The following is a 20,580-nucleotide window of genomic DNA, read 5'->3' on the forward strand; positions in this document are numbered from 1 at the left end:
TCATTCCACGATTTCCGCCGTTTCGAGCACGGCGTGGAACAGGACGTCCGCACCGGCGGCCGCCCATTCCCTGGAGATATCCTCCGCCTCGTTATGGCTGAGCCCGCCGACGCAGGGGCACATGATCATCGTGGTCGGCGCGACCTTTGCGGCCCAGCAGGCATCGTGTCCGGCGCCGGAAACGAGATTCATGTGGCTGTAGCCGAGCTTCTCGGCGGCCCCGCGTACCGTCTCGACCAGCTTGGGGTCGAAGGTGACGGGGTCGAAATGCCCGACCGCCTCGATGGAACAGCCGACGCCGAGCCGCTCGCAGATTTTTGGCGCTTCGGCTTCGATCCGGGCGCGCATGCCGTCCAGTTTGGCCTGGTCGGGCGAGCGGATGTCGACGGTGAACACTACTTTGCCCGGCAGGACGTTGCGCGAATTGGGCGAAAAGAACATCTGGCCGACGCCGCCGACGGCGCCCGGCTGGTTTTCCATGGCGACGGTCTGGACCATTTCGAGGATGCGCGCCATGGCGAGGCCTGCATTGACGCGCATGTCCATCGGCGTCGAGCCGGTATGCGCTTCCCTGCCGGTCAGCGTGAACTCCAGCCACCGGAGGCCCTGACAGTGCGTGACGACGCCGATCTGCTTGTTCTCGGCCTCGAGGATAGGCCCCTGTTCGATGTGGTATTCGAAATAGGCGTGCATCTTGCGCGCGCCGACCTCTTCATCGCCGAGCCAGCCGATGCGCTTCAGTTCGTCGCCGAAGCTCTTTCCTTCGGGATCCTTGCGGGCATAGGCGTATTCGAGGGTATGGACCCCGGCAAATACGCCGGAGGCGAGCATGGCAGGCGCAAAACGCGCTCCTTCCTCGTTGGTCCAGTTGGTCACGACGATCGGGTGCTTCGTCTTGATGCCGAGGTCGTTCATCGTGCGTACGGCCTCGAGGCCGCTCAGGACGCCGAGGACCCCGTCGAACTTGCCGCCGGTCGGCTGTGTGTCGAGATGCGAGCCGATATGGACGGGCAGCGCATCCGGATCGGTACCGGGTCGCGTTAGGAACATGGTGCCCATCTTGTCGACGCCCATGGAGAGCCCCGCCTCTTCGCACCAGGACTGGAAAAGCCGGCGACCTTCGCCGTCCGCATCCGTCAAGGTCTGGCGGTTGTTGCCGCCGGCAACGCCGGGGCCGATCTTCGCCATTTCCATCAACGAATCCCATAGACGGTCGGCATTGACGCGCCTATTCTCGCCAGGTGCTGCCATGGCGTTCTCCTCTATTGTCGGCCAGTCCCTCCCCGGGATAGCCCTCATGTTCCCGTCGGCCAAATCGGGGCCTTGTTGTGATGCCCTTCGATCAGGCGTTGCCTTTGTCGGCAATCTGACTGATAATTTGACCGGTTGGTAAACATTACAACTTCCGTGGCGGCACTCAAGCCGGAAAAAGAAAAAAACAGGAGTTGTTGCTCAAAAAAACGGCGCGTCCGATTTTTGGGCAGCCCGCGCCGGACGTCATATGCCTGGGGGTATGGACAGGGGACGAGATGGTACTTCCGAGAGCGGCTAGAACCCAGAGGCGCACGCGCATTCAGGAGGAGAAGGAGGAGCAGATCCTCGAGGCGGCGCTGGAGGTGTTTTCCGCAAACGGCTTTCGCGGTTCGACGATCGATCAGATCGCTGACGTGGCGGGCATGTCGAAGCCGAACCTGCTCTATTATTTCCGCACCAAAGAGGCGATGCATCGCGCGCTGATAGACCGCGTTCTCGACACCTGGCTCGATCCGCTGCGCGCGTTCGATGCCGAGGGCAATCCGGTCGCCGAGATCCGCAGCTATATCCGCCGCAAGCTCGAAATGGCGCGCGACTTCCCGCGCGAAAGCCGGCTGTTCGCCAATGAGGTCCTGCAGGGCGCCCCGCGTATCGTGGACGAGCTCAAGGGTCCGCTGAAGCAACTGGTGGACGAAAAGGCCGAGGTCATCCGCAGCTGGGCCAAGGCGGGCAAGATCGCAAAATGCGACCCTTATCACCTGATCTTCGCCATCTGGTCGACGACGCAGCACTATGCCGATTTCGACGTTCAGGTGCGCGCCGTGCTCGGCCAGGAGAATGCCGGCGAGGGGCGCTTCGAGGACGCCGCACGCTTTCTAGAGCGGCTGTTCGTCGACGGGCTGCAGGTGCGGGAGTAGGGGCTTTTTTTGGCGAGAAGCTTTGCGGCGTGCCCCTCATCCGGCTGCCGCCACCTTCTCCCCGCAGGCGGGGAGAAGGGACAAGCGGCGCCAACTGAACCCCGCATTCACCGCCCGCCCGAGGGAGCGAGCGGGCGCGGCATATCCCTTCTCCCCGCCTGCGGGGAGAAGGTGGCGGCAGCCGGTTGAGGGGCAACCAACCCCGACCGAGCGGGGTTGAGCCGGTTGGGTTCCCGAGGGATCCCCTTCATGAGCAGTATCCGCCGCCCCGGCGCGCAAGAGATATGTGCATGCCGTAGGCTTTCGACGGGGAGAAGGGACTCGCGGCTCGCGTCTTGCGTCTTTCCGTCCCCTCTCTCCCGCGCGAGGGGAGAGGGTGAGGGGCAAATCGGGGCTGGTCAACCCTGCATCGGCAGCGAAAGCGAGAGCTGCGCCGCGTCACCGATGATCCAGGTTTCCAGAGTCGCCTTGCGGCCCCGCAGGCCGATTTCCAGCCGTCTGTGGCCTTCGAAGCTGAGGCCGGCGCGCTCGACCAGTTCGGCGGAAACGGCAAGCTCGACGTCGTGCTCCTTCGCGAGACCTTCCAGCCGGCTCGCCGTATTGATCGTGTCGCCGACGACCGTGAGCGAGGTTGCCTGGCCGTAGCCCATTTCGCCGATGATCGCCGGGCCCGCGTGGAGGCCGATGGCGAGCCTCAGTGGCTGCTCGAGTTCCCCTTCGAAGGTCTGGTTGAGCGCCCGGATTCCCTGCGACAACCGGGCGGCGGCCGAAAGTGCCTGGCGGCAGGCCTCCGGCAGAGGGGTCTTCAGTCCGAAGATCGCGAGCGCCCCGTCGCCGATGAACTTGTCGACGACGCCACCGGAACCTTCGACGGCTTCGCCGACGACTTCGAAATAGCGGTTGAGCAGAAAGACCGTGTCGTAGGGCAGCCGGTGCTCGGCGATGCGGGTGAAATCACGCAGGTCGCAGAAGAGCACGGCGACACGGCGCTCGCGTCCGCCGGCGTTCTGGCGGGCAAGCTGCGTCTTGATCCCGAGGCTGTCGGTGTCGAGGATGGGCACGACGCTCACATTGTGCACGGGGCGGAACTGGCAGGCGAGGCGTACGTTCTCGGGAGCGCCGATGCGGGTCAGCGTCGCGAGTTCTGCAGCTTCCGGCGGCGGCTGGCCTTCGAGCCCCTGCGTTATCCGCACGCGACAGGTGGAACAGCGCCCGCGCCCGCCGCAGACGGAAACATGAGGAATTCCGGCCGCCCGGCTGGCCTCCAGAACGCTGAAGCCGAGGCTGACGGCGGCGACCCGGCCGTCCGGATAACGAATACGAATACGGCCGCGCGCCGGCAGGGCGCGCAGAACGAGGGTGCCGCCGATCAGGCTTGCGAAGCCGCCATAGAATGCCAGCCTGATCTTATCGAGAAGGTTAGGGTCGACGCGAGGTGCCTGGCTGGAATAGGCCCTGTCGCCGTAACCGCCATGTTCCGCGTAGTCGCGCTCCAGTGAACGGGCGCCGTTGACGAAGCCGAGCAGTGCGAAGATCGGCACCAGCAGGGCGACGGTATAGAGCAGCGTTTCGTATTTCGGAAACCAGGCGCGCCCTCGCATCCAGAACCAGGCGCCAAGACAGGCGTGACCCCAGACGACGATGAGCGCAAGCGACTGACGAGAGGTGTTGAACGAGCTTGACCAGAGGGTGCGCAGGATCGCGGGGTAGTCTGGATAAACACCTGAAAGAAGCGGCTCCACGCGGGCGGCGACCACGTGAGGCACAAGCAGAAAGGGCAGACTCAGGCCGAAGATGATCTTCAGGGCTTCGCCGACAGGCATGCGGAACGTTTGCCGCCGGTAGAGACTGTCGAGCGCCATCAGGAAATGCAGCAGCAGCGCGCCGTAGAGGAGGGCCGTTCCGGGAATGCTCTGCCAAACCGAGGTGAATATCCGCCGGCCCGTTTCCATCGCATCGATCGAGACGAGCCCGAGCGCGTGATTCGAGAAGTGCAAGAGCACGAAAACGCCGAGTACGGCCCCTGAGATCAGGTGCATCTTCTTGCGCGTGCTGGCGGATAGGATCGTCAAACAAACTTGCCTGGGTCTGGCGGCCTTGGAGCGGCTCGCTTCGGTGTCCTCCTTATTTACCAGATCATCGGTGCCGGCAACTTACGTTTTCTAAACGAACTGTTTCGCTTTTCGGGTGTTGCGCGGAGTGCGTGTTCCCATGCCGTCCTACTCCATGATGCGCGGCAATCCAGCGGCGAGTTTGTCGATCACCACCCGCAGTTTCGGCAGCATGTGTTGCGTTCGCGGCCAGACTGCGTGGGCCTTGAAGATCAGACCCGGCCGGTCGGTGAGGACACGGACAAGTTCGCCTTTCTGCACGCGCTCGCGCACCAGCCAGCAAGGCAGCCAGGCAAGGCCGTGGCCGGCGGCAGCCGCATCGGCGATTGCGGCGAGATCGTCGAGCCTCAGCCGCGTTTGCGGCAGCACGATTTCCGCCGCCTTGCCGTCGGACGGAAAGGACCAGGATAGCGGCTCGCCTCCGCGGGCGTAGACGATGCCTTCATGTGCGGCGAGTTCGGCAACCGTCCTCGGCATGCCGTGCGCTTCGAGATAGGCAGGGGAGGCGCAGACGGTCATCCGCTGTTCCGCCACCGTGCGCATCATCAGGCCTGAGCCGTTACCGAGGGGGCTGTTGCGGATGGCCAGATCGAAGCCCTCGTCGAGAAGATCGATGACCCGGTCATTGAAGGAGAGATCGAACTCCAGACGGGGATGCGACCGCAACAGGTCGCGAAGCAGCGGCGCCACGCATTGGCGGCCGAAGAGGACCGGCATCGAGATGCGCAGGCGGCCGCGAATTTCCCGCCTCCCGGATTCGAGGAGGTCTTCGGCCGTTCTGATTTCGCCGAGCGCTTTTTGGCAGCTCTCGTAGAAGAGCTGCCCTTCTTCGGTGAGACTCTGCGTCCGTGTGGTGCGATGGAAGAGGCGCACGCCGAGCCGCCGTTCGAGCCGGGAGACCGTCTTGCCCACGGCCGAGCGCGAAAGATTGAGCCGGGCGGCGGCGGCGGAAAAGCCACCGGCATCGGCAACTTCCACGAAAACCGAAATGCCGTTGAAGCGCTCCATGAATTGCGTCCTCCGGGGAACCAATGATGGGAAATCATATCGCAACTGAAGAAGAATATTCAACAGTATGCTCGCCTTACCGCAACAGATGAAAAGGAACGAGCATGTCCAAATGGATGCAGGAATGGAGCACCGAGACGGTGGCCCCCCACGATCTCAAGCTTGCCGAACGGCCGGTGCCGGAGGCCGGCGAACACGATATAATCGTGCGCACGCTTGCCGTATCGCTCAACTACCGCGACAAACTGGTACTCGAGACCGGCATGGGGCTCGATCTCGCTTTTCCCTTCGTGCCGGCCTCGGATATGAGCGGAGTGGTCGAGGCCGTCGGCAAGAGCGTGACGCGTTTCCGGCCGGGCGATCGCGTGATCTCCACCTTCGCCCCCGGATGGCTTGACGGCTTACGACCCGGCACCGGCAGGACGCCTGCCTATGAGACGCTCGGCGGCGCGCATCCGGGCGTCCTGTCGGAATATGTGGTTCTCCCTGAGGGCTGGTTCGTCGCAGCGCCGAAGAGCCTCGACGCGGCGGAGGCGAGTACCTTGCCCTGTGCGGGGCTGACCGCCTGGTTCGCTCTTGTCGAGAAGGGTCATTTGCGGGCGGGCGACCGTGTCGTCGTGCAGGGTACCGGCGGCGTTGCGCTGTTCGGATTGCAGATCGCAAAGGCGACCGGAGCCGAGGTCATCGTGACCTCGAGCAGCCGCGAAAAGCTCGATCGGGCTTTCGCGCTCGGTGCCGATCACGGCATCAATCGCCTGGAGGAGGACTGGGTGGAGCGCGTCTATGCGCTGACCGGGGACCGTGGCGCCGACCACATTCTGGAGATCGCCGGCGGCGCCGGGCTCGGCCAGTCCCTGAAAGCGGTCGCGCCGGACGGGCGCATCTCGGTGATCGGCGTGCTCGAGGGCTTCGAGGTCTCAGGCCCGGTCGGGCCGCTTCTCCTGAAGTCTCCCGTCGTGCAGGGTATCAGCGTCGGTCACCGCAGAGCGCTCGAAGATCTGGTCGGGGCCGTCGACCGCCTTGGACTGAAGCCCGTCATCGACATGCGTTACAAGTTCACCGAGGTCCCCGAGGCCCTCGCACATCTTGACCGCGGCCCCTTCGGCAAGGTGGTGATAGAGTTTTGACGCGATAGGAACGCGGAAGGCCGCCGGCGATGCCGGCGGCCTTCCGGTCTGACTTGTACGTCCTTCACTCGGCGGCCTGGCGGGCCATCGGGTTGTTCGGATGGGTCGTCCAGTTGGCGTAGTTCGGGTCGACCGGTTTCCCGGTGCGCCGGTCGAGTGTGCCGGCCGCGAGCGGCTCCATGGTGATGCAGTTCTCCACCGGACAGACATTGACGCAGAGGTTGCAGCCGACGCATTCCTCCTCGATCACCTCGAAATGGCGCACGCCATTGACGAATTGGGTGATTGCCTGATGCGAAGTGTCCTCGCAGGCGATATGACAGCGGCCGCATTTGATGCAGGCGTCCTGATCGATCTTCGCCTTGGCGATATAGTTGAGGTTGAGATATTGCCAGTCGGTGACCTTCGGGACGGCTCGGCCGCTGATGTCGTCGAGCGTCCGATGGCCCTTGGCGTCCATCCAGTCGGAGAGGCCGGTGATCATCTCCTGGACGATCTTGAAGCCATAGGTCATTGCGGCAGTGCAGACCTGTACGTTGCCGGCGCCGAGCGCCATGAATTCGGCCGCATCCCGCCAGGTGGTCACGCCGCCGATGCCCGAAATCGGCAGGCCGTAGGTCTCCGGATCACGGGCGATCTCGGCCACCATGTTGAGCGCGATCGGCTTCACGGCCGGGCCGCAATAACCGCCATGGCTTCCGCGGCCGTCGATCGAGGGCTCCGGCGAGAAAGTGTCGAGGTTGACGCCGGTGATGGAGTTGATCGTGTTGATGAGCGACACCGCGTCGGTGCCGCCGGCCTTGGCAGCGCGGGCGGGCTTGCGGATGTCGGTGATGTTCGGCGTAAGCTTGGTGATGACAGGCATGCGCGTGTATTGCTTGCACCAGCGCACCACCATTTCGATGTATTCCGGCACCTGGCCTACCGCCGAGCCCATACCGCGCTCGGACATGCCGTGCGGACAGCCGAAATTGAGCTCGATGCCGTCGGCGCCGGTCTCCTCGACCAGCGGCAGGATCGCCTTCCAGGCGTTCTCCTCGCAAGGCACCATGATCGAGGCGATCAGGGCTCGATCCGGCCAGTTCATCTTCACCTGCTTCATTTCGCGCAGGTTCACATAGAGATCGCGGTCGGTAATGAGTTCGATATTGTTGAAACCCAGCAGCCGCCGGTCGGCGCCCCAGATCGCGCCGTAGCGCGGGCCGTTGACATTGACCACCGGCGGTCCTTCTTCCCCGAGCGTCTTCCAGACGACGCCGCCCCAGCCCGCCTTGAAGGCGCGCTCGACGTTGTAGGCCTTGTCCGTCGGCGGCGCCGAGGCGAGCCAGAACGGGTTCGGGGATTTGATGCCGACAAAATTGTTGCGAAGATCAGCCATTGTTCTCGTCCTCTCGATCCTGTTCTGCTTTTCAAGCAACGGCGCTCGCCAGCGGCTGAGCCACGGCGAAAGCCCGGTCGATCGATCCGGCGGCATCGCGTCCCATCGCGACGGCCGAAACGGTGAGGTCCTCGCCCCCGAGCACGCAGTCACCGCCGGCCCAGACCTTTTCCAGCGAGGTGCGTCCTTCCGAATCGACGACGATGCGTCCGCTTTCCATGCGAAGGGCGCCGAGGCCGGAGGCCTCGAAGGCCTGGCCGATGGCCTTGAAGATCTGGTCGGCGGCAATGATTCCGGTCTCGCCGGTCGTTGTCAGCTTCCCGTTTTCAAGCGTGGTGTAGTCGAGTTCGATGCCGGCGACCCGGCCATCCTTGACGGCGATGCGCTTCGGCTGCAGCCAGTGGCGGATGGTGACGCCCTTGGAAGCCGCAAGGTCCTGCTCGAATTCCGAGGCGTTCATGTGCTCCTTGCCGCGGCGATAGCAGATCGTCACTTCCTCGGCGCCGAGCAGCTTCGCCTGGACGGCGGCGTCGATCGCAGTCATGCCGCCGCCGAGCACCACGACGCGCCGGCCGACCGGAATGTCGGCCTTTGTCTTCGACTGGCGAAGTGCGGCGATGAAGTCGACGGCGTCCTCGACGCCTTCGGCATTCTCGCCTTCGATCCGCAGTGCATTGACACCTGCAAGACCGAGGCCGAGAAAGACGGCATCGAATTCTTCCGCCAGATCGGCAAGAGAGAAGTCGCGGCCGAGCGCCTTGCCGTGGCTGACCTCGATGCCGCCGACCGAAAGCACGTATTCCACCTCTCTCTGGGCGAAGTCGTCGACCGCCTTATAGGCGGCGATGCCGTATTCGTTGAGGCCGCCGGATTTTTCGCGCGCATCGTAGATCACCACGTCGTGGCCTTTCACGGCCAGCCGATGCGCGCAGGCGAGCCCCGCCGGCCCGGCGCCGACGACGGCGACCCTGCGGCCGGAACGAGCGGCGCGCGAATAGAACTGCTTGTTCTCCCGCATGGCGATGTCCGTCGCGTAGCGCTGCAGGCGGCCGATTTCGACCGGCCGCTCCTCGGCCGTGTTGCGTACGCAGGCCTCTTCGCAGAGCGTCTCGGTGGGACAGACGCGGGCGCACATGCCGCCCAGTATGTTCTGGTCGAAGATCGTCTTCGCCGAGCCGATCGGATTGCCCGTCGCGATCTGGCGAATGAAGAGCGGGATGTCGATGGAGGTCGGACAGGCGGTCATGCAGGGCGCGTCATGACAGAAATAACAGCGGTCGGCGGCGACCAGCGCCTCGTGCCTGTCGAGCGACGGATGAAGGTCGGAGAAATTGGCTTCGTACTCGGCAAGCGGCAGCCGCCCGCCGAGAATCCCAGATTGCGTCGTTCCCATTTTTGGCTCCCAATGTTTTCTCAGGATGAGGGAACGGTAACATGCTTTATTTTTTTATCAAACGGTAAAATTTCCTTCCAAACCGGCGTAAAAGCCTGGAAAACCGGACCTTGCCCGCGGCAAGGTGCGGCGCACATCTCCCCCCGTTTGACAGCGCATGGAAAATAGTGGCAGCAAATCAAGGGGAAGGGAGCAGTCGATGGCACGCAAGGCGGAAAGCAGCAACAGGCTGGACGACGCAGCCCGCGCAGGCTGGCTCTATTATGTCGCCGGCCGTACGCAGGACGAGATTGCGTCGGTGATGGGAATTTCCCGGCAATCGGCACAACGCCTCGTGTCGCTTGCCATGGCCGAGCGGCTGATCAAGGTGCGCCTGGACCATCCGATCGCCGCCTGCCTCGAAATGGCGGCGCGTCTCAAGGAGAAATACGATCTCAAGCATGTCGACGTCGTCCCGAGCGATCCAGGTTCCGACTCGACCACCGTGGGCATCGCCGAGGCCGGGGCGGCGGAAATCGAGCGCTGGCTGAAATCGGCCGAGCCCGTGGTGCTGGCGATCGGCACGGGCCGGACGCTGAAGGCGACCATCGACCAGCTGCCATCGATGGAATGCCCGCAGCACCGTATCGTTTCGCTCACCGGCAATATCCGGCTCGACGGGTCGGCCGCCTATTACAACGTCATCTTCAGCATGGCGGACACGATCAAGGCGCGGCATTTTCCCATGCCCTTGCCGGTTCTCGTCTCCTCGCCGGAAGAGCGGGAAGTCCTGCACAAGCAGAGCCTGGTGCAGATCGCCCTGGAACTCGGCGCCGAGGCGGACGCTGCCTTCGTGGGCGTCGGCGAACTTGGGCCCGACGCGCCGCTTTGCGAAGACGGGTTCCTGGCGCGCGATGAAATGGCACGGCTGATGGCGGCGGGCGCTGCCGGCGAAATCTGCGGTTGGATGTTCGACCACGAAGGCGTGCTCCTGCCCGACAGCATCAATGAGCGCGTCGCCTCGGTTCCGCTGCCGCCGCGTGACCGCGCGTCGGTTATCGGCATCGCCAAGGGCAGGCGCAAACACGAGGCGCTGCGCGCCGCACTCAAGGGCAGGATCATCAACGGTCTCGTCACCGATGAGGCTACGGCCGACTATCTGCTCCGGGTCTAGATCGCGCAGCCGGTCGCGGGACCGCGGCATCGACGCGCTTCTCCCGAAATCCCCGTAAAAAATGCGAAGCTAAAACATCTTCTTAGCCGCTCCCGCGCATCGCGGCGACAAATGCGGATTGACATTTCAGCTCAATCGGTGAGTAATTGCTCACGAGCAAGGCAAATGCTCAATTTCTTCTGGGAGGAAGTCGATGAATTTGAGAACTTTCCTGCTGGGCACGTGCTCGGCAGTTGCTCTGGCGGGTCTGGCCCAAGCGGAGACCCTGACCATTGCCACCGTGAACAACGGCGACATGATCCGGATGCAGAAGCTGACGGACGATTTCACGTCGAAAAATCCGGACATCCAGCTTGAGTGGGTCACTCTCGAGGAAAACGTGCTACGCCAGCGCGTCACGACCGACATCGCGACCAAGGGCGGTCAGTACGACATCATGACGATCGGCACCTATGAGGTGCCGATCTGGGCGAAGCAGGGCTGGCTCCTGCCGCTCGACGACCTCGGTCCCGAATACGACGTCGACGACCTTCTGCCGGCGATCCGCAGCGGCCTGACCATCGACGGCAAGCTCTATGCAGCACCGTTCTACGGCGAGAGCTCGATGGTCATGTACCGCAAGGACCTGTTCGAGAAGGCCGGGCTTACCATGCCCGATGCGCCGACCTGGGATTTCATCGCCGATGCGGCCCGCAAGATCACCGACAAGGGCAACGAGATCTACGGTATCTGCCTGCGCGGCAAGGCCGGCTGGGGCGAGAACATGGCTTTCCTGACGGCCACCGCAAACGCCTTCGGCGCCCGCTGGTTCGACGAGAACTGGAAGCCGCAGTTCGATCAGCCGGAATGGAAGAACGCACTCGACTTCTACGTCAAGCTGATGAATGACGCAGGCCCGCCCGGCGCCTCGTCCAACGGCTTCAACGAGAACCTGTCGCTGTTCCAGACCGGCAAGTGCGGCATGTGGATCGACGCGACCGTCGCCGCCTCCTTCGTGACCAATCCGAAGGAGTCGACCGTCGCCGACAAGGTCGGTTTCGCGCTCGCTCCAGACACCGGCCTCGGCAAGCGCGGCAACTGGCTCTGGGCCTGGAACCTCGCCATTCCGGCAGGATCGCAGAAGGCCGAGTCGGCGCAGAAGTTCATCGCCTGGGCGACGGGCAAGGATTATCTGAAGCTCGTTGCCGAGAAGGAAGGCTGGGCGAACGTTCCTCCCGGTACCCGCACCTCGCTCTATGAGAATCCGGAGTACCAGAAGGCGGCGCCCTTCGCGAAGATGACCCTGGACTCGATCAATGCCGCCGACCCCAAGAACCCGGCGGTGAAGCCGGTGCCCTATGTCGGCGTCCAGTTCGTGGCGATCCCGGAATTCCAGGGCCTCGGCACGGCGGTCGGGCAGGTGTTCTCGGCGGCCCTGGCCGGTCAGATGAGCGTGGATCAGGCGCTTGCCAGCGCGCAGCAGCTGTCGACCCGCGAAATGACCAAGGCCGGCTACATCAAGTGAGCTCCCAAGGAGCCGGAGCGTCTGCTGGAAACAGTGAACGCTCCGGCTACCTCCAGAGCGGGACGGGGAAAGGGGCAAACCCGCCTTCGATCCGCGTTCCGCTCTGACTTTTCCAATTCATGGCGCGCGTTCGGATGGCGATACGCTTGCCGTTTTGAAGAACCGCGTCGACTTCACACGGGGGACGCCATGGCGACCTTGCACACCCGCTCCGCCGCGCGACTGATGATCGCGCCCTCGGTGCTCCTGCTCCTGGCCTGGATGATCGTGCCGCTGGCCATGACGATCTATTTCTCGCTGCTGCGCTACAACCTGCTGATGCCGGGAATGGAGGAGTTCGCGGGGCTTACGAATTACACCTATTTCCTCACCGACCCGGCCTTCTTCCAGGCGATATTCAACACGCTCGCCATCGTTCTCGGCGTGCTCTTCATCACCGTGGTCGGCGGCATCGGGCTGGCGCTTCTTCTCGACCAGCCGATGTTCGGGCAGGGGATCGTGCGCATCCTGGTGATCGCGCCCTTCCTCATCATGCCGACTGTGGCGGCGCTGGTGTGGAAGAACATGTTCATGAATCCCGTGAACGGGCTTTTCGCCTGGCTTGCCAAGCTTCTCGGATTGCAGCCCTTCGATTTTCTTGCCAATGCGCCGCTTCTCTCGATCATTCTGATCGTCGCCTGGCAATGGCTGCCTTTCGCCACGCTCATCCTGCTGACGGCGCTGCAGTCGCTCGACGAGGAGCAGAAGGAAGCCGCACAGATGGACGGCGCAGGCGCGGTAAGCCGCTTCATCTATCTCGTCCTGCCGCATCTCTCACGGGCGATCACGGTGGTCATCCTGATCCAGACGATCTTCCTGCTGTCGGTCTTCGCCGAGATCCTCGTCACCACCAATGGCGGTCCGGGTACGCAGAGCACGAATCTCACATTCCTCGTCTACGCCCAAGCCCTTCTGCAGTTCGATGTGGGCGGCGCCTCGGCGGGCGGAATCATCGCGGTCATCCTCGCCAACATCGTCGCATTCTTCCTGATGCGCATGATCGGCAAGACGCTGGAGGCTTGAGACCCATGGCACGCAACGTCTCTACCGGGCGCAAGCTCATCACGACCGTGGTGGCCTGGACGATCGGAATCCTGATCTTCTTTCCGATCCTCTGGACCTTCCTGACGAGCTTCAAGACGGAAGCCCAGGCGATCGCCTCTCCGCCGGTCTTCCTCTTCTTCGACTGGACCACCGAGAACTATTCCGAGGTGCAGAGCCGGTCGGATTACCTGAAGCACTTCATGAATTCGGTGGTCGTTTCCTTCGGCTCGACCCTGCTCGGCCTGTTGATCGCGATCCCGTCGGCCTGGGCGATGGCGTTCTCGCCGACGAAGCGCACCAAGGATGTGCTGATGTGGATGCTCTCCACCAAGATGATGCCGCCGGTCGGCGTGCTGGTGCCGATGTATCTGATATTCCGCAACTGGGGACTGCTCGACACGCGCACAGGGCTCGTGATCGTACTGACGCTGATCAACCTGCCGATCATCATCTGGATGCTCTACACCTATTTCAAGGAAATCCCCGGCGAGATCCTCGAAGCGGCGCGCATGGACGGCGCCTCGCTCACCAAGGAGATCATCTATGTGCTGACGCCGATGGCGATCCCCGGCATCGCCTCGACGCTGCTGCTCAACATCATCCTTGCCTGGAACGAAGCGTTCTGGACCTTGAATCTGAGCGCCGCGAAAGCCGCGCCGCTCACCGCGTTCATCGCCTCATATTCGAGCCCGGAGGGTCTCTTCTACGCCAAGCTGTCTGCGGCCTCCACGATGGCGATCGCACCCATCCTCATTCTCGGCTGGTTCTCGCAAAAACAGCTCGTGCGCGGCCTCACTTTCGGCGCAGTCAAATAAGGCCGACGCGGTTCAAATAAGGGTAAGACCATGGGAAGCATCACTCTCAAGAACGTATCGAAGGTCTTCGGCGCCCACGCCGTCATCCCCTCGATAGACCTCGATATCACCGACGGCGAGTTTGTCGTCTTCGTCGGCCCCTCGGGCTGCGGCAAGTCCACGCTTCTGAGGCTGATCGCCGGACTGGAGGACGTCAGCGATGGCGAGATCGTCATCGACGGCCGGAACGCCACCGAGCTGCCGCCGGCAAGGCGCGGGCTTTCGATGGTGTTCCAGTCCTACGCGCTCTATCCGCATATGAGCGTGCGCTCCAACATCGCCTTTCCGCTGAAGATGGCGGGTGAGGACAAGGCCTCGATCGACAAGAAGGTCGAGGACGCGGCGCGCGTCCTGAACCTCACCGACTATCTCGACCGCAAGCCCCGCCAGCTTTCCGGCGGCCAGCGCCAGCGCGTCGCGATCGGCCGGGCGATCGTTCGCCAGCCGGAAGCCTTCCTTTTCGACGAGCCGCTGTCTAACCTCGACGCCGCGCTGCGGGTCAACATGCGACTGGAGATCAGCCAGCTTCACCAGCAACTGAAGACGACGATGGTCTACGTGACGCACGACCAGGTGGAGGCCATGACCATGGCCGACAAGATCGTCGTGCTCAACCGCGGCGCATCGAGCAGGTGGGCTCGCCCCTCGACCTCTACCGCAGGCCGGACAATCTCTTCGTCGCCGGTTTCATCGGGTCGCCGAAGATGAATTTCGTCACCGGTGCGCCGGCCGCGGCCCATCAGGCCCACACGATCGGCATCCGCCCGGAGCATATTGCCCTTTCGAAGGATCAGGGCACATGGCGGGGCACGGTGGGAGTGGCCGAGCATCTCGGCTCGGACACCTTCCTGCACGTGAACGCCGACGGCATCGGTACTTTGACGGCGCGCGTCGGCGGCGACTTCGCGGTGACCCATGGCGATCAGGTCTACCTGACGCCCGATGCTGAGCGCCTCCACAGGTTCGATGAAAAGGGACTGGCAATTCGATGAAACGTCTTGAAGGAAAGAGCGCGCTGATCACCGGATCGGCGCGGGGTATCGGCCGCGCTTTTGCCGAAGCCTACGTCCGCGAGGGCGCCACGGTCGCCATCGCCGACATCGATATCGAGCGGGCGAGACAGGCGGCGGCGGAGATCGGGCCTGCGGCCTATGCGGTCCAAATGGATGTGACCCGGCAGGACTCCATCGACGCCGCGATCGCCGCGACTGTCGAACATGCCGGCGGGCTAGACATCCTCGTCAACAATGCCGCGCTCTTCGACCTCGCGCCGATCGTCGAGATCACCCGCGAGAGCTACGAAAAACTGTTCGCGATCAATGTCGCCGGCACGCTCTTCACGTTGCAGGCGGCCGCCAGGCAGATGATCGCGCAGGGCAGGGGCGGCAAGATCATCAACATGGCGAGCCAGGCGGGCAGGCGCGGGGAAGCTCTGGTGGCGATCTATTGCGCCACGAAGGCTGCAGTCATCAGCCTCACCCAGTCGGCCGGTCTCGATCTCATCAAGCACCGCATCAACGTCAACGCCATCGCTCCCGGCGTCGTCGACGGTGAGCACTGGGACGGCGTCGACGCGCTTTTCGCCAGATACGAGAACCGTCCGCGCGGCGAGAAGAAGCGTTTGGTGGGCGAGGCCGTTCCCTTCGGGCGCATGGGTACCGCAGAGGACCTGACCGGCATGGCGATCTTCCTCGCCTCGGCGGAAAGCGACTACATCGTCTCGCAGACCTATAACGTCGATGGCGGCAACTGGATGAGCTGAGGCTCGTTCGCGAAAGGATTGAAAGGATGGCGACCAAATTCTCCCTTGCCACGCTCGACGCGGTCAAAGCCACGGCCGGCGTCCCGAACTACGGCCGGCATGACCTTCGGGCCGGCATCGTGCACTTCGGCGTCGGCAATTTCCACCGCGCGCATCAGGCGGTCTATCTCGATGACCTTTTCAACCTGGGACGCGATCGCGATTGGGCGATCATCGGCGCGGGTGTCCTGCCATCGGACAAGGTCATGCGCGACAAGCTCGAAGCGCAGGATTTCCTGACGACGGTGGTCGAGCAGGACAACAACCGCACGGGCGCGCATGTCACCGGCGCCATGATCGCCTACCTCGAGCCCGGCGACACGCCCGCGATCGTGGCGCAGCTCGCGAGCCCGCTCATCCGCATCGTCTCCCTGACGATCACCGAAGGCGGCTATTTCATCGATCCGGCATCCGGCGTCTTCGACCCGGCGCATCCGGCGATCGTCGAGGATGCGCGCGATCCGGCGGCTCCAAAAACCGTCTTCGGCCTCATCCTGGCAGGGCTCGCCGAACGCCGCGCCAAGGGTATTCCGCCGTTCACGATCATGTCCTGCGACAATATTCCTGGAAACGGGGAGGTCACCCACGCTGCCGTTTCCGGTCTGGCGCGCCTTTCCGATCCAGGCTTTGCGGACTGGATCGATGCCAATGTCGCCTTTCCGAACGGCATGGTCGATCGCATCACGCCGGCGACCGGTGCCCGCGAGATCGGCATCGTCGCCTCGCAATACGGAATCGACGATGCCTGGCCGGTCTTTTGCGAGGAATTCAAGCAATGGGTGCTGGAAGACCGCTTCCCGCAAGGCCGCCCGGCGCTGGAAGAGGTGGGCGTTCAGTTCGTGCCCGACGTGGCGCCGTACGAGCACATGAAGATCCGTATCCTCAACGGCGGCCATGCGGCGATCGCCTATCCGGCGGCACTGCTCGACATCCATTTCGTTCATGAGGCGATGGAGGAGCCGTTGATCCGCGCCTTCCTGTCAAAGCTGGAGCACGACGAGATCATCCCGGTGATACCGCCCGTTCCGGACACGGATCTGAAGGATTATTACAAGCTCATCGAGACGCGTTTCTCCAATCCGAAGATCGGCGACACGGTCGCGCGGCTGGCGCAGGACGGCTCCAACCGACAGCCGAAATTCATCCTGCCGTCGACGGCCGACCGCCTGCGCCGCGGCGAAGACGTCGTCGGGTTGTCGCTCGTTTCGGCGCTGTGGTGCCGCTATTTCGCCGGCAAGTCGGACAGCGGCAAGGAGATCGTTTTCAACGACGCCAACGCCGACCGGCTGCATGCCGCCGCGGTTGCAGCGAAGGACGATCCAATGGCGTTCCTTGCGCTTTCCGACATCTTCGGCGATGTCGCGCAATCCGATCTCTTCCGCCGCCGTTTCGCTCACGCGTTGAAAGTGCTTTGGGAAAAGGGTACGCGTGCCACGCTCCAGCTTTATCTGGACGGAAACCTCGGGGAATGACGATGGTGGGGCACGCCTCCAGGCTGGTGATTTTCGATTGTGACGGCGTATTGGTGGACAGCGAACCGATTTCGCTCGGGGTCCTCGTCGACGCGCTCGCGGCTGCCGGCGTTTCGATGACGGCGGAGGAGGCGAGCGAGCGCTTCCTCGGCCGCAGCTTGAAGACCATGTCGACGATCCTGCACGAAGAACACGGACTTGCGACCGACGAGGTATTTCTCGAAGGCATGCGGACCCGGCTCTATGCACGGTTTCGCGAGGAACTGAGGCCGATCGCCCGCATACGCGAGGCGGTGGAAGGCCTGGGCACCGCCCATTGCGTGGCTTCGTCGAGCCAGCCGGAGCGCATCCGCCTCTCGCTGACCGTGACGGGGCTCATCGATCTCTTCGAGCCGAACATCTTCAGCGCCAGCATGGTGGCGCGCGGCAAGCCGGCGCCCGACCTTTTCCTGCATGCAAGCGCGGAGATGGGCTATCACCCGTCCGATTGCATCGTCATCGAGGACAGCCCGGCCGGCATCGAGGCGGCAAAGTCCGCCGGCATGCGCGTCTTCGCCTTCGCGGGGGGCAGCCACGCACGAAACGACCGCCACCGGCGGACGCTCGCCAGCCTCGAACCCGACGTGCTGTTTGACGACATGGGCGAATTGATACAGTTTGTCCGGCAATAGGGAGAGCAGGACGGGGCGGTTTTGCGGCCGCGTCGTCCCGCTCGGCGAAAATCCATCATTTTTCGGGACGGGGGCATCCATTGATGCGCAATTATGTCGTGGCGGTCGATATCGGAACCGGCAGCGCCCGCGCCGGCGTCTTCGATCGGCGAGGTAAGCTCCTGGCGCGGGCCGATCGGACGATTGCAATGAACCGTCCGGAGGAAAACCACGCCGAGCACGATTCAGAGGACATCTGGGCTGCGGTCTGCGGTGCCGTCAGATCGGCGCGCGAGAAGGCCGCTGTGCCGGCCGAGAGCATCGCGGCGATCGGCTTCGACGCCACCTGTTCGCTCGTCGTGCGCGATCGCGACGGCGCGCCGCTTTCGGTCAACCGTCAGGGGGAGGCACGCTGGGACACCATCGTCTGGCTAGACCACCGGGCGTTGGCGGAAGCCGATTTCTGTACGGCGACCAAGCATCCCGTTCTCGATCATTCCGGACGGGTGATGTCGCCCGAAATGGAAATGCCGAAGCTGATGTGGCTGAAGCGCAACCTTCCGCAGCAATGGGAACGGGCGGGGTATTTCTTCGACCTCGCGGACTACATGTCCTGGCGGTCGACCGGAAGTACGGCCCGCTCGCGCTGTACGCTGACGGCAAAATGGAACTATCTCGCCCACGAGAGACGCGGCTGGCAGCAGGATTACCTGGAGCAGATCGGTCTTGAGGACCTCCTCGAACGTGGTGGATTGCCCGAAGAGACGCTGCCGGTGGAGCGCGCCGTCGGTCGCCTGAGCGCGAGCGCGGCGGAGGAGCTCGGGCTCGACACCGGATGCCAGGTCGCGCCGGGGCTGATCGATGCCTATGCCGGGGCGCTCGGCGTGCTCGGCGGCTTCGCGGACGCGCCGGCGAAGCTGGAGCGCCAGCTGGCACTGATCGGCGGAACTTCGAGCTGCATCGTCGCCTTTTCCAAGGACATGAAGCCGGGTTTCGGCATGTGGGGGCCCTATTTCGAGGCGGTCTTGCCCGGGCTCTGGCTCATCGAAGGCGGTCAGTCGGCGACCGGAGCGCTGCTCGATCATATCGTGCGGCTGCACGGAGGCGGACTACCGCCGACGACCGAAACGCATGCGAAGATCATCGAGCGCGTGCAGGAAATGCGCGCGGTTCATGGCGCCGACTTTGCCCAGCGCCTTCACGTGCTCCCGGATTTCCACGGCAACCGGTCGCCGCTTGCCGATCCGCATGCACTCGGCGTCATCAGCGGGCTGCCGCTCGACTCCTCCTTCGATGCGCTGTGCCGGCTCTATTGGCGGACCTGCGTCGCGATCGCGCTCGGGATTCGCCACATCCTCGAGATGATGAAAGAAGCGGGCTACGAACTCGACACGCTGCACGTGACCGGCGGGCATGTGCGCAACCCCCTGCTGATGGAGCTTTATTGCGACGTCACCGGCTGCCGGGTCGTCGCACCCCAGGCGCCCGACGCCGTTCTCCTCGGCACGGCAATGACGGCGGCCGTCGCCGGCGAGCTCTATCCGGACCTTGCCAGCGCCGGACCGGCGATGTCGTCGGCTGGAACGGAACGGCTCCCCGACCCGGCGCTGCGCCGCATCTACGACCGGGATTATCGGCGCTTCCTCGCGCTCTATCGCCATCGCGAAGAACTGGAGGCGATGGAGTGAACTGAGATGCGGGAAGGTGCAGATTTTCATCTGCAGATCTTGACGATTATCCGCGGAACCTTTTTTCGCCTCGTGCATTATGGCGATAACCGGACGGTGACGCACATCGCCCCCAATGTGACGTCGGAGGCATACCGCCGGTTGCCAACTCACATCCCCCCTCAGTGAGTTGCCAAAGCTCAGCCAGTGCCCTTCCCTCGGCACTGGCTGTTTTGCTTCGGGGTATGATCGCCGAGCGTGTTTGGGTTGTTGACGGTGGTTACCATCGAACCTCATTCCTGTGACAAGCACAGGGATGAGGGTGAAAGCGACAGGTGCAGGGTATAGGGGAAGCTTGCGAGGCGATCCAGGGCCGATCGGCTCTGGATCGCGCGCTTCGAATTCAGGCGGCTGCCTTTGTCGTCTCGTTGAAGAACAGCGCCTGGCTGATCAGGGCCTTCACCATTTCCGGATTGAAAGGCTTGGTGACGAGGAACGTGGGCTCGGGACGTTCACCTGTCAGGAGACGCTCCGGGAAGGCGGTGATGAAAATCACCGGAACGGCGGCCGTCTTCAGGATTTCGTTGACGGCATCGATTCCCGAGCTGCCGTCCGCGAGCTGAATGTCTGCGAGCACCATGTTCGGCTTCGTCGTCTCGTAGAGGGCGATCGCTTCGTCCTTGGTGCGTGCGATCCCGGTCACGCTGTGGCCGAGGCTTTCGACCATTTGCTCGATGTCGATCGCGATCAGCGGCTCGTCCTCGATGATCATGATCTCGGTTGCAACCTGACGGGAAATTTCCTGGGATGCGCGGTCGAGAAGTGCGGCCAGCTTGGCGGCGTCTACATCGAGTACTTCGGCGGCTTCCTGTGGCGTGAACGCTTCGACCGATACGAGCAGGAACGCCTGGCGTGCGAGCGGCGAGACCGCCGCGAGGTTGACGGATGCGCGCTGTTCCCAGGCAAAGGGCGATACCGGCTCCGGCACGAGGACGGAAGACGAGCCGAACATGGATGTGAAGAGACGGAACAACGCTACCCTGTCGCTGCTTGCTTCCGGAAAGATCGACGTGTCCGCGATAAGTGCCTCGAGCACGGCCGCGACATAGGCATCTCCAGAGGTCTGCGACCCGGTCAGGGCACGTGAATAGCGGCGCAGATAAGGAAGAAATGGAGCAATACGGGTGGACAATGTCATTCAGGGACTC

16 protein-coding genes and 1 pseudogene are annotated in these 20,580 nt (G+C 63.5%); 11 read left to right on the forward strand and 6 right to left on the reverse strand.

What is annotated here, in order from left to right; all coding sequences use genetic code 11:
* The gene (locus JOH52_RS10990) at nucleotides 1–1,251 is read right to left on the reverse strand and encodes a Zn-dependent hydrolase (protein WP_014529845.1); all 1,251 of its coding nucleotides are present in this window, start codon (nucleotides 1,249–1,251) and stop codon (nucleotides 1–3) included.
* A gap of 278 nt (nucleotides 1,252–1,529) precedes the next feature.
* On the opposite strand from JOH52_RS10990, the gene rutR reads away from it, so the two are divergent.
* Complete coding sequence (rutR, locus tag JOH52_RS10995) at nucleotides 1,530–2,171, forward strand: HTH-type transcriptional regulator RutR (protein WP_003525590.1); 642 nt, start codon at nucleotides 1,530–1,532, stop codon at nucleotides 2,169–2,171.
* 398 nt (nucleotides 2,172–2,569) lie between these two features.
* Here the strand turns inward: rutR and cyaC are convergent, their stop codons facing one another.
* Nucleotides 2,570–4,243 (reverse strand): adenylate cyclase CyaC, encoded by a 1,674-nt coding sequence (gene cyaC / locus JOH52_RS11000; protein ID WP_010969945.1) that lies wholly within the window; start codon nucleotides 4,241–4,243, stop codon nucleotides 2,570–2,572.
* Nucleotides 4,244–4,390: 147 nt separating this feature from the next.
* Nucleotides 4,391–5,290 (reverse strand): LysR substrate-binding domain-containing protein, encoded by a 900-nt coding sequence (locus JOH52_RS11005; protein WP_010969944.1) that lies wholly within the window; start codon nucleotides 5,288–5,290, stop codon nucleotides 4,391–4,393.
* A gap of 104 nt (nucleotides 5,291–5,394) precedes the next feature.
* Here JOH52_RS11005 and JOH52_RS11010 point away from each other — a divergent pair, with 104 nt between their 5' ends.
* Nucleotides 5,395–6,417, forward strand: coding sequence for a zinc-dependent alcohol dehydrogenase family protein (locus tag JOH52_RS11010; protein WP_010969943.1), 1,023 nt, complete (start codon nucleotides 5,395–5,397; stop codon nucleotides 6,415–6,417).
* 64 nt (nucleotides 6,418–6,481) lie between these two features.
* Here JOH52_RS11010 and preA read toward each other — a convergent pair whose 3' ends face one another.
* The gene (preA, locus tag JOH52_RS11015; protein ID WP_107010525.1) at nucleotides 6,482–7,795 is read right to left on the reverse strand and encodes an NAD-dependent dihydropyrimidine dehydrogenase subunit PreA; all 1,314 of its coding nucleotides are present in this window, start codon (nucleotides 7,793–7,795) and stop codon (nucleotides 6,482–6,484) included.
* Between the two features lie 31 nt (nucleotides 7,796–7,826).
* The gene (locus JOH52_RS11020) at nucleotides 7,827–9,188 is read right to left on the reverse strand and encodes an NAD(P)-dependent oxidoreductase (RefSeq protein ID WP_010969941.1); all 1,362 of its coding nucleotides are present in this window, start codon (nucleotides 9,186–9,188) and stop codon (nucleotides 7,827–7,829) included.
* 199 nt (nucleotides 9,189–9,387) lie between these two features.
* On the opposite strand from JOH52_RS11020, the gene JOH52_RS11025 reads away from it, so the two are divergent.
* From JOH52_RS11025 to JOH52_RS11065, 9 genes and pseudogenes are all read left to right on the forward strand, one after another.
* Complete coding sequence (locus JOH52_RS11025; protein ID WP_003525579.1) at nucleotides 9,388–10,341, forward strand: sugar-binding transcriptional regulator; 954 nt, start codon at nucleotides 9,388–9,390, stop codon at nucleotides 10,339–10,341.
* 193 nt (nucleotides 10,342–10,534) lie between these two features.
* The gene (locus JOH52_RS11030; RefSeq protein WP_003525578.1) at nucleotides 10,535–11,845 is read left to right on the forward strand and encodes an ABC transporter substrate-binding protein; all 1,311 of its coding nucleotides are present in this window, start codon (nucleotides 10,535–10,537) and stop codon (nucleotides 11,843–11,845) included.
* A gap of 189 nt (nucleotides 11,846–12,034) precedes the next feature.
* A complete protein-coding gene (locus JOH52_RS11035; RefSeq protein WP_003525576.1) occupies nucleotides 12,035–12,907 on the forward strand; it encodes a carbohydrate ABC transporter permease in 873 nt (290 codons plus the stop codon).
* 5 nt (nucleotides 12,908–12,912) lie between these two features.
* Complete coding sequence (locus tag JOH52_RS11040) at nucleotides 12,913–13,743, forward strand: carbohydrate ABC transporter permease (RefSeq protein WP_010969939.1); 831 nt, start codon at nucleotides 12,913–12,915, stop codon at nucleotides 13,741–13,743.
* A 30-nt stretch (nucleotides 13,744–13,773) separates the two neighbouring features.
* Nucleotides 13,774–14,774: pseudogene (locus JOH52_RS11045) on the forward strand (ABC transporter ATP-binding protein).
* Nucleotides 14,771–15,544, forward strand: coding sequence for an L-iditol 2-dehydrogenase (locus JOH52_RS11050; protein ID WP_003525570.1), 774 nt, complete (start codon nucleotides 14,771–14,773; stop codon nucleotides 15,542–15,544). The pseudogene JOH52_RS11045 and the gene JOH52_RS11050 overlap by 4 nt, the downstream one beginning before the upstream one ends.
* A gap of 26 nt (nucleotides 15,545–15,570) precedes the next feature.
* Complete coding sequence (locus JOH52_RS11055; RefSeq protein ID WP_010969938.1) at nucleotides 15,571–17,055, forward strand: mannitol dehydrogenase family protein; 1,485 nt, start codon at nucleotides 15,571–15,573, stop codon at nucleotides 17,053–17,055.
* A complete protein-coding gene (locus JOH52_RS11060; RefSeq protein ID WP_003525568.1) occupies nucleotides 17,052–17,726 on the forward strand; it encodes an HAD family hydrolase in 675 nt (224 codons plus the stop codon). The genes JOH52_RS11055 and JOH52_RS11060 overlap by 4 nt, the downstream gene beginning before the upstream one ends.
* A gap of 83 nt (nucleotides 17,727–17,809) precedes the next feature.
* Nucleotides 17,810–19,393: an FGGY-family carbohydrate kinase gene (locus JOH52_RS11065; RefSeq protein WP_010969937.1), complete on the forward strand. Its 1,584-nt coding sequence runs from the start codon at nucleotides 17,810–17,812 to the stop codon at nucleotides 19,391–19,393.
* 382 nt (nucleotides 19,394–19,775) lie between these two features.
* On the opposite strand, the gene rsiB1 is transcribed toward JOH52_RS11065, so the two are convergent.
* Nucleotides 19,776–20,570 carry a PhyR-type response regulator RsiB1 gene (gene rsiB1 / locus JOH52_RS11070; RefSeq protein WP_003525566.1) on the reverse strand — a complete coding sequence of 265 codons (795 nt, stop codon included), beginning with the start codon at nucleotides 20,568–20,570 and terminating at the stop codon, nucleotides 19,776–19,778.
* Nucleotides 20,571–20,580: the final 10 nt, after the last annotated feature.

The organism is Sinorhizobium meliloti, from assembly GCF_017876815.1.
Lineage (GTDB): Bacteria > Pseudomonadota > Alphaproteobacteria > Rhizobiales > Rhizobiaceae > Sinorhizobium > Sinorhizobium meliloti.

Bases quoted from the DNA above. Each gene is read 5' to 3' on its own strand.
- JOH52_RS10990 (WP_014529845.1), bottom strand. From the start codon at position 1,251: ATGGCAGCACCTGGCGAGAATAGGCGCGTCAATGCCGACCGTCTATGG.
- JOH52_RS11055 (WP_010969938.1), top strand. From the start codon at position 15,571: ATGGCGACCAAATTCTCCCTTGCCACGCTCGACGCGGTCAAAGCCACG.
- JOH52_RS11005 (WP_010969944.1), bottom strand. From the start codon at position 5,290: ATGGAGCGCTTCAACGGCATTTCGGTTTTCGTGGAAGTTGCCGATGCC.
- JOH52_RS11060 (WP_003525568.1), top strand. From the start codon at position 17,052: ATGACGATGGTGGGGCACGCCTCCAGGCTGGTGATTTTCGATTGTGAC.
- JOH52_RS11050 (WP_003525570.1), top strand. From the start codon at position 14,771: ATGAAACGTCTTGAAGGAAAGAGCGCGCTGATCACCGGATCGGCGCGG.
- JOH52_RS11035 (WP_003525576.1), top strand. From the start codon at position 12,035: ATGGCGACCTTGCACACCCGCTCCGCCGCGCGACTGATGATCGCGCCC.
- JOH52_RS11040 (WP_010969939.1), top strand. From the start codon at position 12,913: ATGGCACGCAACGTCTCTACCGGGCGCAAGCTCATCACGACCGTGGTG.
- JOH52_RS11020 (WP_010969941.1), bottom strand. From the start codon at position 9,188: ATGGGAACGACGCAATCTGGGATTCTCGGCGGGCGGCTGCCGCTTGCC.
- rsiB1 (WP_003525566.1), bottom strand. From the start codon at position 20,570: ATGACATTGTCCACCCGTATTGCTCCATTTCTTCCTTATCTGCGCCGC.
- JOH52_RS11025 (WP_003525579.1), top strand. From the start codon at position 9,388: ATGGCACGCAAGGCGGAAAGCAGCAACAGGCTGGACGACGCAGCCCGC.
- rutR (WP_003525590.1), top strand. From the start codon at position 1,530: ATGGTACTTCCGAGAGCGGCTAGAACCCAGAGGCGCACGCGCATTCAG.
- JOH52_RS11010 (WP_010969943.1), top strand. From the start codon at position 5,395: ATGTCCAAATGGATGCAGGAATGGAGCACCGAGACGGTGGCCCCCCAC.
- JOH52_RS11030 (WP_003525578.1), top strand. From the start codon at position 10,535: ATGAATTTGAGAACTTTCCTGCTGGGCACGTGCTCGGCAGTTGCTCTG.
- preA (WP_107010525.1), bottom strand. From the start codon at position 7,795: ATGGCTGATCTTCGCAACAATTTTGTCGGCATCAAATCCCCGAACCCG.
- JOH52_RS11065 (WP_010969937.1), top strand. From the start codon at position 17,810: ATGCGCAATTATGTCGTGGCGGTCGATATCGGAACCGGCAGCGCCCGC.